The sequence below is a fragment of the Buchnera aphidicola (Cinara splendens) genome (genome assembly GCF_900698975.1).
Taxonomy (GTDB): Bacteria; Pseudomonadota; Gammaproteobacteria; order Enterobacterales; family Enterobacteriaceae; genus Buchnera_F; species Buchnera_F aphidicola_AI.
On sequence record NZ_LR217722.1, the window covers coordinates 164,640 to 180,965 of the forward strand.

The 16,326-nt window shown below is 23.8% G+C and carries 14 protein-coding genes; 5 read left to right on the plus strand and 9 right to left on the minus strand.

Translation table 11 applies throughout. The features are described 5' to 3' along the window. Nucleotides 1-67: 67 nt before the first annotated feature. Nucleotides 68-1,486 carry a dihydrolipoyl dehydrogenase gene (lpdA, locus tag BUCISPPA3004_RS00700; RefSeq protein WP_154048835.1) on the plus strand — a complete coding sequence of 473 codons (1,419 nt, stop codon included), beginning with the start codon at nucleotides 68-70 and terminating at the stop codon, nucleotides 1,484-1,486. Nucleotides 1,487-1,937: 451 nt separating this feature from the next. On the opposite strand, the gene erpA is transcribed toward lpdA, so the two are convergent. From erpA to map, 9 genes are all read right to left on the minus strand, one after another. Then, a complete protein-coding gene (gene erpA / locus BUCISPPA3004_RS00705) occupies nucleotides 1,938-2,279 on the minus strand; it encodes an iron-sulfur cluster insertion protein ErpA (protein WP_154048836.1) in 342 nt (113 codons plus the stop codon). A 206-nt stretch (nucleotides 2,280-2,485) separates the two neighbouring features. After that, nucleotides 2,486-3,643, minus strand: a complete 1,158-nt coding sequence (gene ftsZ / locus BUCISPPA3004_RS00710) for a cell division protein FtsZ (RefSeq protein WP_154048837.1) — start codon at nucleotides 3,641-3,643, stop codon at nucleotides 2,486-2,488. Between the two features lie 55 nt (nucleotides 3,644-3,698). Further along, the gene (gene ftsA, locus BUCISPPA3004_RS00715) at nucleotides 3,699-4,952 is read right to left on the minus strand and encodes a cell division protein FtsA (RefSeq protein ID WP_154048838.1); all 1,254 of its coding nucleotides are present in this window, start codon (nucleotides 4,950-4,952) and stop codon (nucleotides 3,699-3,701) included. A 684-nt stretch (nucleotides 4,953-5,636) separates the two neighbouring features. Continuing rightward, a complete protein-coding gene (locus tag BUCISPPA3004_RS00720; RefSeq protein WP_154048839.1) occupies nucleotides 5,637-7,115 on the minus strand; it encodes a Mur ligase family protein in 1,479 nt (492 codons plus the stop codon). Between the two features lie 360 nt (nucleotides 7,116-7,475). After that, complete coding sequence (gene rsmH / locus BUCISPPA3004_RS00725) at nucleotides 7,476-8,396, minus strand: 16S rRNA (cytosine(1402)-N(4))-methyltransferase RsmH (RefSeq protein ID WP_154048840.1); 921 nt, start codon at nucleotides 8,394-8,396, stop codon at nucleotides 7,476-7,478. Nucleotides 8,397-8,552: 156 nt separating this feature from the next. Then, a complete protein-coding gene (gene ilvN / locus BUCISPPA3004_RS00730; protein WP_154048841.1) occupies nucleotides 8,553-9,032 on the minus strand; it encodes an acetolactate synthase small subunit in 480 nt (159 codons plus the stop codon). A 14-nt stretch (nucleotides 9,033-9,046) separates the two neighbouring features. Continuing rightward, a complete protein-coding gene (gene ilvB, locus BUCISPPA3004_RS00735; protein ID WP_154048842.1) occupies nucleotides 9,047-10,765 on the minus strand; it encodes a biosynthetic-type acetolactate synthase large subunit in 1,719 nt (572 codons plus the stop codon). 182 nt (nucleotides 10,766-10,947) lie between these two features. After that, nucleotides 10,948-11,778, minus strand: coding sequence for a 2,3,4,5-tetrahydropyridine-2,6-dicarboxylate N-succinyltransferase (gene dapD / locus BUCISPPA3004_RS00740; RefSeq protein ID WP_154048843.1), 831 nt, complete (start codon nucleotides 11,776-11,778; stop codon nucleotides 10,948-10,950). 141 nt (nucleotides 11,779-11,919) lie between these two features. Then, entirely contained in the window at nucleotides 11,920-12,711 is a 792-nt protein-coding gene (gene map, locus BUCISPPA3004_RS00745; protein WP_154048844.1) for a type I methionyl aminopeptidase, read from the minus strand. Between the two features lie 351 nt (nucleotides 12,712-13,062). Between map and rpsB the strand changes: the two genes are divergently transcribed. The 4 genes from rpsB (at nucleotide 13,063) to frr (ending at nucleotide 16,082) form a co-directional block, all read left to right on the plus strand. Beyond that, on the plus strand, nucleotides 13,063-13,788 hold the full coding sequence (gene rpsB, locus BUCISPPA3004_RS00750) for a 30S ribosomal protein S2 (RefSeq protein WP_154048845.1): 726 nt from the start codon (nucleotides 13,063-13,065) through the stop codon (nucleotides 13,786-13,788). A gap of 46 nt (nucleotides 13,789-13,834) precedes the next feature. Then, nucleotides 13,835-14,647, plus strand: a complete 813-nt coding sequence (gene tsf / locus BUCISPPA3004_RS00755) for a translation elongation factor Ts (RefSeq protein WP_154048846.1) — start codon at nucleotides 13,835-13,837, stop codon at nucleotides 14,645-14,647. A 111-nt stretch (nucleotides 14,648-14,758) separates the two neighbouring features. After that, the gene (gene pyrH / locus BUCISPPA3004_RS00760) at nucleotides 14,759-15,481 is read left to right on the plus strand and encodes a UMP kinase (protein WP_154048847.1); all 723 of its coding nucleotides are present in this window, start codon (nucleotides 14,759-14,761) and stop codon (nucleotides 15,479-15,481) included. Between the two features lie 43 nt (nucleotides 15,482-15,524). After that, nucleotides 15,525-16,082: a ribosome recycling factor gene (gene frr / locus BUCISPPA3004_RS00765; RefSeq protein WP_154048848.1), complete on the plus strand. Its 558-nt coding sequence runs from the start codon at nucleotides 15,525-15,527 to the stop codon at nucleotides 16,080-16,082. Nucleotides 16,083-16,326: the final 244 nt, after the last annotated feature.

Sequence of the window (16,326 nt, forward strand, 5' to 3'; positions counted from 1 at the left end):
TTATTAATTGTATTAATTTGAATTAATCTAAAATAATATTTATCAGTATTAACAAGAAGAGTATTTTATGAAAAATCATATTAATGTTAATGTAGCAGTCATTGGTGGTGGACCAGCAGGATATTCTGCTGCTTTTAGATGTTCTGATTTAGGTTTATCTACTATAATTATAGAAAAATATGGAGTTTTAGGCGGAACATGTTTAAATGTTGGTTGTATACCATCTAAATCATTGCTATATCTAGCTAATTTAATAAGAGAAATTCAAGAATTTTCTAAATATAATATAAATATTGGTAATTGTGATAACTTAAATATTTCTCAGATTATGGATTGGAAAAATAATATTATAACTAAGTTAAATAATGGTTTATATAATTTAGCTAAATATAGAAAAGTTAAGATATTAAAAGGATTAGCTACTTTTTCAAATAAAAATACATTACAGGTAGTAAATAATGATATTGTGTATGATGTTCATTTTGAACATGCTATTATTGCTTCTGGATCTACTCCAAAAAAATTATCTAATATATCTAGTATAGATAGTCGTATTTGGTATTCTACTCAAGCATTAAGTTGTGTGTCTATTCCTAAAAAATTACTAATTGTTGGAGCTGGCATTATTGGCCTGGAAATGGCGACTATATATAGTGCTTTAGGATCGCACGTAGATATTATGGATAGCTCTGAAAAATTTTTTCCATCTATTGATAAAGATATGAGTGATTTTTTTATTCAAAATACTAAAAAATATTTTAGTATATATTTAAATACTTCAATTGATAATTTAGTATATACTCCTCAAGGAGTTACAATAAAAACTAAATCATCTAGTGATGTTTTATATAATAGTTTGTACGATAATATATTAATCTCTGTTGGTAGAGTTGCTAATATTCATGATTTAAATGTGTCTTCTGTAGATATTCAGTTAAATTCTTCAGGCTTTATTCAAGTAGATAATCAAATGAGAACTAATGTATCAAATATTTTTGCTATCGGTGATGTAATTGGTATACCGATGTTAGCGCATAAAGGAATACATGAAGCACATATAGCTGCAGAAGTAATTTATGGAAAAAAACATTTTTTTGAACCTAGAACTATCCCTTGTGTTGCATACTGTAATCCGGAAATTGCATGGACAGGTATTATGGAAGAACAAGCAAAATTAAAAGGTATTAAATGTCGAGCAGTTACTGTTCCTTGGAAATTTTCTGGAAAAGCAATCAGTTCTAATTGTGCAGATAGTGGTATTACAAGATTAATTGTTGATACAGATAATAATAGAGTTATTGGAGGTATAATTATTGGTAAAAATGCTGGAGAATTATTATCAGAAATTAATTTATCTATTGAAATGGGATGTGATATAGAAGATTTATCTCTTACAATTCACTCCCACCCCACTTTATCAGAATCAATAAATATATCAGCACAACTATTTCTTGGTACAGCTACAGATATGATTAATAAAATATAAGTATTTGTATACTATTACATTAGAAAATTTATATATAATTATATATATTGATGGTTAAAAAATTTATACCTGTAAAATGAATGAAATGTTAATTTATTTCAACAAAAACGTATTAATATTTTATATAAATATTTTTTGTAAAGATGCTGTATTAGTTGCTTTTTGTATTATCATTAACTCAATATTTAGATTAATACAAAATATTATAATTATTATATATAAAATATATTTTATGTTAATTGAAGATTTTTTATATATTTTGAATATAATTAATGAATATTTATATATAATTAAAATATTATACAGAGCAGGTTACTCCCTGCTCTAAATAACTATATAGTTTATATATAACAAAAATGATAGAATTATTAAATATACAAACTATATGTTTTTTGTATTATTTATATTGCAGTATATTTTTTGTATACAGTATTATTTTATATATGATTATTTATATACTAAATGATAATCCACATCCACATGTTGTTTGAGCGTTAGGATTACTAATGATAAATTTTGATCCTTCTAAATTTTCTATATAATCTATTTTTCCTCCGATTAAGTATTGAAAACTAATAGGGTCAATAATAATTGTTATACCGGATTTTTTTATATGAATATCATCTTTATTCATGATATTATCTAATTTAAATCCATACTGAAAGCCACCACAACCACCTCCTGTTATATATACACGTAATTTTAATTGTAAATTTTTTTTTATAAGTAAAAGTTTTTTTATCCTATTAACTGCTGTTATTGTAATTTTAAATGAATATATTGATGATGTCATATAAACTCTATCTTTTAACAGTGTGATTATTTGTATTAGTTTAAAGAAAAATTTGATTTATATTAAAATTAACAATATAGATATATAAAAATATTTTTATAAATTATTTTTGTGTATGGTATTTTAATGGAGTTTTTACATGTAAATTATTAAATTAGTATAAAATAATTAATATATATATTGTGTATCTAATAAAGTAATAATTGTTAATTACTATTTTTTCTTAAAAAAGCTGGAATATCTAAAAAATTTTTTTCATATTTTTGCGTGTTTTTAAAATTGTTATTAGTAGTTTTTTTAACGTTATTTAAATTATTTACTACTCTATGTCTTCTTAATGATTGGTTTCTATAATCCACTAATAATTCTTTAGACGATTGATTTCTCATAAAAGAAATCTCAGATCTTTTTTCCATACCAATTCCTGTTGCTACTACTGTTACTCTTAAAGAATGATCCATTTGTGGATCTAGTGAAGTACCAATTACTACGGTTGCATTATCAGATGAAAATGCCCGGATAGTGTTTCCTACAGTTTCAAATTCATCTAGTCTTAAATCAAAACCAGCAGTTATATTTACTAACACTCCTCTAGCTCCTGAAAGATCAATATCTTCTAATAAAGGGCTAGAGATAGCAATTTCAGAGGCTTCTTCTGCTCTATTTTCTCCTGAAGCTGATCCTGTACCCATCATAGCATAACCCATTTCTGACATTACAGTTCTTACATCTGCAAAATCAACGTTCATTAGCCCTGGTCGAGTAATTAGTTCCGCAATTCCTTGCACAGCTCCCTTAAGCACATCATTTGCAGCTCCAAATGCATCAAGTAATGATATTCCACGTGTTAAAACTTTTAATAACTTATCATTAGGTATTGTTATGAGAGAATCAACATATTTAGATAATTCATTTAATCCTTGTTCAGCAAAATTCATTCTTTTTTTTCCCTCAAAACTAAAGGGTTTAGTTACTACAGCTACTGTTAGTATTCCAAGTTCTTTTGCAACTTCTGCTACTACAGGAGCGGCTCCCGTACCAGTTCCTCCCCCCATTCCTGCCGCTATAAAAACCATATCTGCACCATCCAATGCTGATTTTAATGTTTCTTTATCTTCTTCGGCAGAATTTTTTCCTACATCAGGATTTGCTCCAGCTCCTAGACCTTTTGTAATGTTATTTCCTATCTGTATAGTTTGTCCTACAGCTATTTTCCTCAATGCTTGAGCATCTGTATTTATAGCAAAAAATTCCACACCTTCTATTTTTTCACGAACCATATGTTCAACAGCATTACTTCCACCTCCACCAACACCAATAACTTTAATGACTGCATCATTACTTAATTCAGAAGGTTCAAACATAAAATATACTCCATAACATTAGAATAATTAAAATTATTATACTTTTGGACTTTAATTAATGTATTAACAAGTATTTTATTTGAGTAAATAAATATTTAAAAAATCCACTATTTTTTTTTTTTATTAAAATTGATTGTTTATAATTTTTTCCATATTGCAATAATCCAATAATGGTAGCATACTTAGGATGTGCAAGATATTCAGGTATGTCTGGAATATTGCAAGGTTTTTTTATGATAATATTAGTTTGAAACACTTTATTTGCACATTTTAATAAATTTTTTATTTTAGAGGATCCTCCTGTCAATACTATATTAGAAATTTTAGGATATTTATTAGGATTAATATTACGACAATGGGTATATGAGTATAAAATTTCTTTATTTACTAATTGTAATAATTCTGTATATCTTGGCTCAATAACTTCTACCAAAGATTGATAATGACAATTAACTATTTTTTCCCCTTTTTTGGTCATAATTTCTAAATTTTTACATGTAACTGAGATATCTTCTATAGCATATCCGTATTTTTTTTTTATGAATTCTGCATCGGAATAAGATAAAGAAAAAGCATATGCAATATCGCGTGTTACAGTATTTCCTGCATACGGTATAACTGCATTATGGTATAATGATCCATTTATATAAATACTAATATTCATTGTTTCTCCTCCCATATCTACTAAACATGCTCCTAAATCTTTTTCTTCTTCTGTTAATACAGAAAGGCTAGATGCTAACCCAATAAATATGTTTTTTTTTACATGTACTCCACATTTTTGAATAGCTTTTATGATATTTTTATGAATATTTATATTTCCGGTAATTAAGTGTACATTAGCTTGTACCCGCATACCTGAAAGTCCTATAGGATTTTTTATGCCAGATTGATTATCAACTAAAAATTCTTGAGGGATGATATGTAAGATTTTATGATTATATTTTATTTTAACAGACGTAGCTGTTTTAATAACCGTGTCTATTTCTTTTTGAGTTACTTCTTTGTTCTTAATAGGAGTAATTCCAATTTCATTTTGGCAGCTAATTTCATTATGCGATATTGAGAGATATACAGAATAGATTTTACACTGAGCCATTTTTTCTGCTTTTTGAATAGACGTATTTATACAATGTATTAATAGTTCTAAATTATTGATTTTGCCTTTTTCTATCCCTTGAACTTTCTGTTTACTAAAACCTATTATATTAATCATCCCGCATTGAAGAATTTCTCCTATTAACACAGTGATTTTTGTTGCTCCTATCTCTAGACCGGTAATAATATTTTTTTTTATTAAATAGTTCATATTTTTAATTAAATTAGATGATTGGTTTAATTTTTTATAAATTTAGTACATGATGTATATTTCATGTAAATATATAATAATAAATATTATATAAATATTTACACGTAAAATGCATTTTATAATTATTTTTAATAATAGTATTTATAATAATATTTTAATATTATATTTTTTTTATTACATATTTATAAAAATCAAATATATAAGTTTTTAGTAATAATATGTATTGTAGTATAAATACCATAACAATGGTATTGTTATACTTTTATTGAATTTCAATAAATCATATATTTTATGAATATTAAATAATTTTTATGAATTTTAAAGATGATAATATTATTGCTGATATATAAATTTTAAATTTTTTAATAAATCATAATGTTGTTAATTTTATTTTTTGTTAAAATATACAATATATTTTTTTTTGAAATAAAATTTATATACATTTAATTTTTGTAATTAAATAATAATGTTTTATGCTTATTTTAAATAACACTATATGTCAATATTTTTAGTATAGAAGGAGTAATAATCTCATTTTTTAGAAATAGTGAATAATGCGGTTTATTTTGATATGTAAATAAATATTTTATATTGTATTTTTACAATCTAGAATATAATCTAAAATAATTTTATTATATTAATAATTAATTTTATTTTTTTACAAATTTTCCTATACTTTATTATTTATATATTTATGCTACTATTTTTTGATATAATATTTATATATTTAATGATTTTTTTTACCTTTTTTTCTTTTTCTGACACTAATATTATATCATATTTATTAGTTTGAGAAAAAACAAATTGTATAGCCTGCTTTATATTATAAAATATAAAAAATTTGTTTTTTTTATTACATTCATTTAATATATCGTGTAGAATTAATTTTTCTTGCTTATTGTGAGGATGAGTATTTATAAAAACAATAAAATCAGAAAATTTTTCTATAATATTTCCTATAATTTTTCTAGTACTAATGTTTGTTATTTCCTCATACCCTAAAATACACCAAATTTTTTTACAGTTATAATACTTCAAAGAATACAGTGCACGATATAATATTTGTGGTAAATGAACGTTATTTATTACAAATAAAGGACTTTGATTAATTTGAATTTTTTCCATTTTTCTTCGTATAGGTTGTAAAAATCTACTACTTTGAATAAGTATATTTATTGAATATTTCAATAATAACATAGATGTCATAGCTAATAAAATATTGGTAATATTAAAATTGCCTAATAATAGGCTATATAATTTTCCTGAACCCCACGATGAGTTAAAGAAAATTTTTGTGCGTGAAGTACTATAAATGATATTTATTACATTGATCCAAAATTTTGTATGAAAAACATTATTTTTTTTAAATATAGTAACAGAAATAACGTTTTTATTTTTAAATTTGTGTATCCAATTACTTGCAATATTTTCATCTCCATTTAAGATAATATTTTTAATTGCATTATTTTTTAAAAAAGAAAATTTTATTTTTTCTTGTTGAAACATGTTTTTTTGGCCATCTATTAGATTATTAGTTAGATTTGTACATATTATTGATTCAAATCTTAAATTAGACATTTGTTTTTGCATTAAAACATGATAAGACATTTCTATTATTGTAATATCTATTTTTTTTTTTACTAAATTGTATAATTTTTTTTGAATGGAGTTTTTGTAATTAATATTGTCATAATTAGATTGTGTATATGTATCAATAGTATTTTCTAAATTTTTTATTATACTAATTTTTTTGTTAATAAGTTTTTCCCATTGTGCAATTAAATTAGCTACAGTAGTTTTTCCGTATGTTCCTATTACTCCGATTAATTTTATTTTTTTTTGTGGTTTATTAAAAAATCTTTCATATATTTGATGAATATAGTAACTTAATTTTTTAAAATAAATAATTAATGTATTAAATTGTGTAGATATACATAATCCGTGTTTTTTTTTTTTTGTTTCATATAAAACAACGTTAGCTTTATTTTTTAAAGCTTTTAAAATGTGATTTTTTTTTGTATTTTTTTTTTTATGTAATAAAATAAATAAATCACCACTTTTAATTTTGGCGCTGTATTGAGTAATATTACAAATTTTTTTTTGAGGAATATTATTAATCCATGGATTTAGTAATATTTGAATATTATTTATTTTTTTTATCATAATTTAAATATTATTTAATCATTGTGAATAGAATTTATATATATTTCTATTTTAACATATGTATTTACATGTTATTTAACATAATGTGTAATGTATGTATGTTGTTATGTATTTTTTTTTTTATGTATAAAAAATATAATTATATATTTGTATAGACGTATTAATAACAAAATATTTTTTGTTTTTATAGTGATACATCATTTTTTTAAATTATTAAATTTTATATAAACATATAAAAAAAGTGATACAGTGATTTTCCTTGAAATAAAAAAATATAGATTTTTTTAAAATATACTTATTTTTTGTATATCTAATTTTTATATATAGATACTATATATGTTTTTTTTAATGTTATTAAATTTATAGTATTTCTGCAATTCTTAATAGTGCGCTGCGTGCGCGTGGGTTTTTTTTGATTTCATCAATATTAGGTTTTATTTTCTTGATAATTTTCATTTTTTTAAATGTACGTTGTTTAATTTGCTTCTCAGTTATAGGTAAACCTTTAGGAATTGTTTGACATTGACTGTATTTTTTAAAAAATTTTTTTACAATTCTACTTTCAATAGAATGGAAGCTAATAATTGCTATTCTTGCTCGAGTTTTTAGAATTTTTATTAAAATGTTTAATGTTTTTTTTAATGATTCTATTTCTTGATTAATATAAATACGTATAGCTTGAAAAGTTCGAGTAGCAGGATGTTTAAATGTATTTTTTTTAGGAATAACTTTTTTAATAATTTCTACTAAATCTAGTGTTTGTAATATAGGTTTTTTTTTATTTCTTTCGATAATACAATGAGAAATTTTTTTTGCATATCGTTCTTCTCCTAAATTTTTTAAAACATTTTCTATTTTTTTTTGGTTGGTTTTTTGTAACCATTGCCATGCAGGTATTCCGGTTGTATTATTCATACGCATATCTAAAGGTCCATTTTTCATAAATGAAAAACCTCTATTTGCTGTATCTATTTGTGTTGATGAAACACCTAAATCTAATAAGATTCCATCAATTTGTACATTATCAAGATAATGTAAATCTTTTATTACTTTAGAAAAATTTCCTTGTTTGATATAAAATCTATTATCTTTTATTTTCTTTCCAAGAAGTACAGATTGTGGATCTTGATCTATTGCATATAATTTTCCTGATTTTCCTATTTTTTTTAATATTTCTAACGAATGTCCGCCTGAACCGAATGTTCCGTCAACGTATACTCCATCAGGTTTAATATTTAAAGCATTGATTGATTCTTTTAGTAATACTGATACATGTGACATAATTTTTATTATTAATAATAAATTTATACATTCTCTAAGCATTATGTTTTAAAAATAAAAATTTTTAAAATATTTAATAGAAAATGTATAAATGGTTAAAATGAATGATTGTAATCAAATAATATAATTTATTTAGTATTTTTTTATTAAATATAGTTAATGACAATTAATACTGATTACTCCGGATCTAGATAATTCAATAATTTTAAAAGATTTTTTTATGATTTTTAAAAATGAATCAACAATATGGTTAGTACCTGATATTTGAATAATATATTTTTTTGAGGAACAATCAATTATAATTCCTTGATAAATATCAAGTAATTGATTAATTTCATGGAGTTTTTTAAATTCATGTATTTTGATTCTTATCAATAGAATTTCTCTTTCTATATAACTTTTATTAGTAATTTCGATAACTTGATGTACATCAATTAATTTTTGTAGTTGTTTTTCAATTTGCTCGATTGTTTTTTTATTTCCAAAGGTTTGAATAGTTAATCGAGAAATCTTATTGTTCTCTGTTGGAGCTACTGTAAGGCTATCTATATTATATCCGCGTTGTGAAAATAGACCAATTACTCGAGATAGTGCTCCTGATTCATTTTCTAGTAAAATTGATAAAATACGACGCATAATTTAAAATTATCCTATTTTTGTAATAACATATCATTCATCCCACCATTTTTAATTTGCATAGGGTAAATATGTTCATTCGGTTCTATGTAGACATCTACAAATACCAATGATCCTAATTGAACTTTTTGTATGGCTATTTTCAATTTTTCAATGATTTCTTTAGGTCTTTTGATTTTTAATCCTACATGTCCAAATGACTTAGCTAGTTTTGTAAAATTTGGTAAAGATTTCATATATGAGTGAGAATGTCTTCCTTCGTATATTATATCTTGCCACTGCTTTACCATTCCTAATGATTGATTATTTAAATTAATTACTAGTATAGCAAGGTCATATTGCTTTGCGGTAGATAATTCTTGTATATTCATTTGAATACTACCATCTCCAGTAATACAAATTACAAGTTTGTTAGGAAATGCTATTTTTACTCCTAAAGCTGCTGGCAAACCAAATCCCATTGTTCCTAATCCTCCAGAATTAATCCAACGGCGGGGTTTATCAAATGTATAATTTAATGCAGTAAACATTTGATGTTGCCCAACATCAGATGTTATATACGCATCTCCTTTTGTTAATTTATATAAAATTTTTATAAAATTTTGTGATTTAATAGTAGTATTTAATTTGTTGTGATTTTTGAGTTTTAGTTGTTTCCATGAGTTAATTTTTTTCCACCATGTATGCAGGTAGTTTGTAGGTCTATTAAATGGATTTTTTTTAATAATATTTAACATAGTTATTAATATTTTTTTTGCATCTCCAATGATAGGAATATTTGCAGTAATAGTTTTTGAAATAGAAGTTGGATCAATATCAATGTGTATTATTTTTGCATTAGGACAATATTTTTCTATATTGTTAGTTGTTCTATCATCGAATCTAACTCCTATAGCTAATATTGTATCGGAATGATGCATTGCCATGTTAGCTTGATAAGTTCCATGCATACCTAACATAGATAAACATTGAGGATTATTTCCAGGAAAAGCTCCTAAAGCCATAAGAGATAGTGTAACTGGAATATTTAAAAGAGTAGCTAGTGAATATAATTCAGAGTGACTATTAGAACTAATTATACCTCCTCCAGCATAAATAATAGGTTTTTTAGATATTAAAATCTCATTTAATGCTTTTTGTATGCTTTTTTTGTTGTTTTTTTTTTTAAAGTGATAAGATTTAATTTTAATAGTTTTGGGCCAAATATATTTTTTTTTTGTTTTTTGATCTAAAATATTTTTCGGTAAATCAATCACAATAGGGCCAGGTCTCCCTTTAGATGCTAGTAAATATGATCTTTTAAAAATTAATGGAATATCTTCAGATTTTTTTACTAAAAAACTATGTTTAACAATAGGTCTAGAAATGCCAATCATATCACATTCTTGGAATGCATCAAATCCAATTAAATCAGAAGATACCTGTCCTGAAATAATGATTAATGGGATAGAATCCATATATGCTGTTGCAATTCCGGTAATTGCATTAGTTGCTCCAGGTCCAGATGTTACTAAAACTACTCCAATCCTCCCTGTACATCTAGCATAGCCATCAGCCATGTGTACAGCTCCTTGTTCATGTCGTACTAGTATATGTTGTATTTTTTTTTGACCTAAAGTATATAATGCATCATATATATCTAATACTGCTCCTCCAGGATATCCAAATATTGTGTCTATTTTTAAATCTATTAATGATTTTACAACCATTTCAGCGCCTGATAACAATATCATTGATTACAAGTCCTTTTTAAAACTATTTTGATCATAAAAAATATACAGTTATATGTATGATTATTGTTGTATAGTACATTTTATGTTTAGTAATTATAGTGTATAACGAAACATACAATGATATCCGCCTTTTTAGGCGGATATTTATTAACAATAAAAGATTATTATTTAATAATATTCAATTAATTTTTAGTGTTACGTAACAAGGTATTTAATTCTGTTTTTTTCAAGGTATTTTTATCAACTTTTTTAACGATTACCGCACAGTATAAATTTACATTATAGTGATTTTTAGAAGGTAAAGTACCTGATACTACTACTGATCCTGATGGAACTCTTCCGTAGAATATTTTTCCTGTTTCTCGTTCGTATATTTTTGTACTTTGACTAATATATACGCCCATAGAAATTACTGAATTTTTTTCTATAATAACTCCCTCAACAATTTCAGATCGTGCTCCAATAAAACAATTATCTTCTATAATAGTAGGATTGTTTTGTAAGGGCTCTAATACACCACCGATACCTACTCCTCCAGATATATGTACATTATTACCAATTTGTGCACATGAACCTATAGTAGACCAAGTGTCAATCATAGTATTTTTACCAATGTAAGCTCCAATATTGATAAAGCTAGGCATAAGTACTACATTTTTATCAATAAAAGCACCGAATCTTACTATTGCATTCGGAATTATTCGTATAGAATCTTGAATAAATTGTGATTCATTATAATTTCTATATTTTAATGGTATTTTATCATAAAAAACATTGTTTGATGTTTTTATAATTTTGTTACTTTTAGAATAAAGGTACAATAATACACATTTTTTTATCCATTGATGTGTAATCCATTTTCCATGAATTTTTTCTGCTATTCTAATTATTCCAGAGTTTAACTGTGATATAGTTTGACGGATATACTTTTTTTCATTAGTGGTGATTTTGTAGTCATGTTCTTTTTTTTTTTTTTGAAAGATTTCTTCAATATAATGCTGTATTTTTGTCATCTGAATTATTGACCTGTTAGATTCATACAATTATTTTGTACTATTTTTGTATATTAAATTTTAATATTATTTAAAATAATTGGGTAATTTAATTTATTTAAAGATACAAATATTATTTTTTTTAAGTGTTAAGTATATATATTATGTATTTATAAAAATTTTGGGAATTTTTTCATTTTTTTGGTGTGTGATTACCTCACATCCAGTTTTAGTTACTAAAATTGTGTGTTCATATTGTGCAGATAAACCACCATCATTAGTTTTTATGGTCCAACCATCTTCCATGCATTTTACATATGGTAATTTTTCATTTACCATAGGTTCTATAGTAAATATCATTCCGGTTTGCATAATTATATAATCGTTATGATTGTAAAAATGTAAAATATGTGGAAATTCATGAAAATTTTTTCCTATTCCATGTCCACAATATTCTCTAACTACTGAAAAATTTTTTTTTTCTACATATTTTTGGATAATTTTTCCGATAGTATTTATTCTTACTCCATTTTTTATGCATTTTAAAGATAAATAAAGACTTTTTTTAGTAATTTGACATAAATATTTATTTTTTTTTCTAACAGATCCTACGAAAAACATTTTTGATGCATCAGTGTAGTAATCATTTTTAATGACTGATACGTCTATATTAACAATATCACCATTTTTTAATAATAATTTTTTATCTGAAATTCCATGACAAACAACATCGTTAATAGATATGCATATAGATTTAGGAAAATTTTTGTATCCTAAACAAGCAGGTATAGCATGTTTAACTTTTGTTATATAATAATGACAAATTTTATTAATATCTTCTGTAGAAGCATCTGGTACTATATACGGCTTAATTATTTCTAGTACATTCGCTGTAATTTTTCCAGATATTCGCATTTGTTGAATATCGTATTTGTTTTTTAAAGTATTTTTCATTTTTACGGGTTTGTTTTTTGGTTTATTTTATAAATCTTTATATAAACAATAATAATTTATTTATATAAAAATATTATTTTAAATAAATATTATGTATTTTATTGGAAACACAAAAACGATATCAATAATTTTATTATAATATGATATAATATACATATTACATACATCTTTATGTATTAGAGATTTTCAAGATATGATTCTAAATTTAGTTTTAAATTTATTAAATGTATAATGATTTTTTTTAAAGTAAATATGAAATATTTTGATAAAGATTACTTTATTTTGATATTAACTTATATATTATTATATTAGCATATTTTTTTTTATTTTAAAAATTACAGGAGAATTGTTATGGATGTTCCTTTAATGAAGAATATGATTAAAGCCGGAGTTCATTTTGGACATCAAACACGATATTGGAATCCAAAAATGAAACCTTTTATTTTTGGTACTAAAAATAAAGTACATATCATTAACTTAGAGAAAACATTACCGTTATTGCAATCAGCTACCGCAGCTCTTCAAAAAATTATTCAACGTAATGGTAAAATATTATTTGTAGGAACAAAAAAAGCAGCCAGTGTAGCAATTAAATTAATTGCATTATCATGTCATCAATTTTATGTAAATCATCGTTGGTTAGGAGGCATGCTAACAAATTGGAAAACAGTTAGACAATCTATAAATAAGTTAAAAGATTTAGAAAAGCAATCAATTGATGGTACATTTGACAAATTAACAAAAAAAGAAGTTTTATTAAGAAAACGTTCTTTAGAAAAGTTAGAAAAAAGTTTAGGTGGTATTAAAAATATGGGAGGTTTACCAGATGCAATTTTTGTTATTGATACTATGCATGAACATATAGCTATTCAGGAAGCTAATAATCTAGGAATATTAGTATTTGCTGTAGTAGATACTAATTCTAGTCCGGAGGGTATTAATTATATTATACCAGGTAATGATGATGCAATTAGAGCTATTAATTTATATTTAAGTATATTGTCTAAAGCATTGTCGAAATGTTATAAAACAAAACAAGAATCTTTTCTTTTAAAAAAAAGATTAAAAGAATTATAATTTTAAAAAAGAATATAAATGATATTAATATCAGGTAATTAATATAATGGATATTTCAATACTACAAATAAAACAGTTGCGAGCACAAACCGGTTCTGGATTTATGGAATGTAAAAAAGCTTTACAAAAAGCTAATGGAAATATTGAGAATGCTGTTGACTATTTAAGAACACTAGGAATATGTATTGCGGATAGAAATATTTCACATCATGCTAATTGTGGTCGTATATTTTTATATCAAGATAAAAATTTAGGAGTATTATTAGAATTAAATTCAGAAACTGATTTTGTAGCTAATAATGATGAATTTAAAATTTTTGGGCAAAAAATAGTAGATTATATTGGTACAAAAAAATTATTTAATTTACAGGATATACGTGATTTTTTTAATTCACAAAATATTGCTTTAATTGCTAAAGTACGAGAAAATATTATTATTCGTAGAATCAAATATTTAATAGGTAGTGTTACAAACTCTTATCTTCATTTAGGAAAAATTGGAGTAGTAGTAACAGGAAAAATTTTATCGGATATGAATGATTATAAATATCAATGTTTTAAACATGTCGCTATGCATATTGCTTCTTCTCGTCCATTGTTTTTATTTGAAAAAGATATTCCTCAAGATATTTTGGATCGAGAAACTCAAGTTCAACAAAGCATTGCTAATAAAACTGGTAAAAATTCTTATGTGCTAAAATCTATTGTGAATGGACGTTTAAAGAAGTTTATTAATAATATTACATTAGTGCATCAAAAATTTATCATGGATCCTAAAATAACAGTTGGTGATTTTTTAAATAAAAATTCTATTTCTATACAAGACTTTATATATTTTAAAGTAGGAGAATCCTTATAATTTTATCATATATATTAATATGATTTTATTAAATATATTTTAGTGTAACAAAAGAATTGTATTCATTAATTTTTATTAATAAATATATTAAATGGGTTTTAATCTAAAATTATGAAAAAAAAAAACAAGTATAGTCGAATTTTATTAAAAATTAGTGGAGAATTTTTAAAAAGTGATTCTACATATAACATAAATATTAATTTTATTCATTGTTTAACACAACAAATACAGTTATTAGTACAATCTGATGTTCAAGTTGCTTTGGTAGTAGGTGGAGGAAATTTATTCAGGGGATCTGAATTAACAAAAATAGGTATACGACGAACTATATCAGATCAAATTGGTATGTTATCTACAGTCATGAATAGTTTATTAATTTACGAATTTTTTAAAAAAAGTAATATTAAAGTAAGACTTTTTTCACCTACATCTCTAGAAGGTTTGTGTGAGCGGTATAGATTAGATAAGGTGAATAATGCTCTTGAAAACGGGTATGTTGCTATATTTTGTTTTGGACTTGGTATACCCTTTTTTACTACTGATTCAGCAGCATGTGTTTATGGGATTGATATAAAAGCAGATATTTTTCTAAAAGGAACAAAAGTTAATGGAATTTATTCATCTGATCCATTAATACACCCAAAGGCAAAGTTATATAAAAAATTAAAATATAAAGAAGTATTAAAAAAACAATTAAAAGTTATGGATCATGCATCATTAGTTTTAGCTTATGAACATAAATTACCTATTTTAGTTTTCAATATGTATAATCCAAAAATTTTACATGATATTTTTATGAGTACGAATCATATTGGAACTTTAATTTCTGAATAAATTATATTTTTGAGTTATATAATTATCAAGAGAACAATTAATTATGTTAACTACATTAAAAGAACGTGTTTATATACAAATGGACAAATGCTTTTTATTACTAAAAAAAGATTTAAGCAAAGTTCGTACAAATCGTATTTCTAGCACAATACTAGATGATATCTATATAGAATATTATGGTACTTCTACAGCTTTATCTAAATTATCTCATATAATTATAGAAAATAATAATACATTAAAAATAACTTTATTTGATGTTTCAATAAAGAATACTGTAGAAAAAGCTATTCTTAATTCTAATTTAGGATTGAATCCTGTTTCTACTACTTCTTGCATACGTGTGCCAATGCCAAATTTAACAGAATCTAGAAGAAAAAATCTAATTAAAGTTATCAAACACGATGCAGAAAATGCGCGAATATCTATCCGAAACATTAGACGAGAAGCTAATAGTCGAATAAAAATTTTATTAAAAAACAAAGAAATTAATAAAGATATAGAACAAGATATTAAACAAAATGTTCAGAAAAACACTGATTTGTTCATAAAAAAAATTAATGATATTGTTGAATCTAAAGAAAAAGAATTATTATTAATTTAATTATTTAAAATGTTATTTTTTATAGAATTGCTTATATATAGTTTATATATGTAAAATATTTAAATATAATTGTGTTTTTTAAGTTTATTTATATTTGTATTTTATAAATACAATGGTGATATACAAAATATTTTTATAAATTAATGACTATATTTTTTTAAAAGATGCATGTATTATAAAAAATTTTTATTAAGTATCATAAATACATGATTTAAAATTATCGAACACAATAAAGTTTATATAG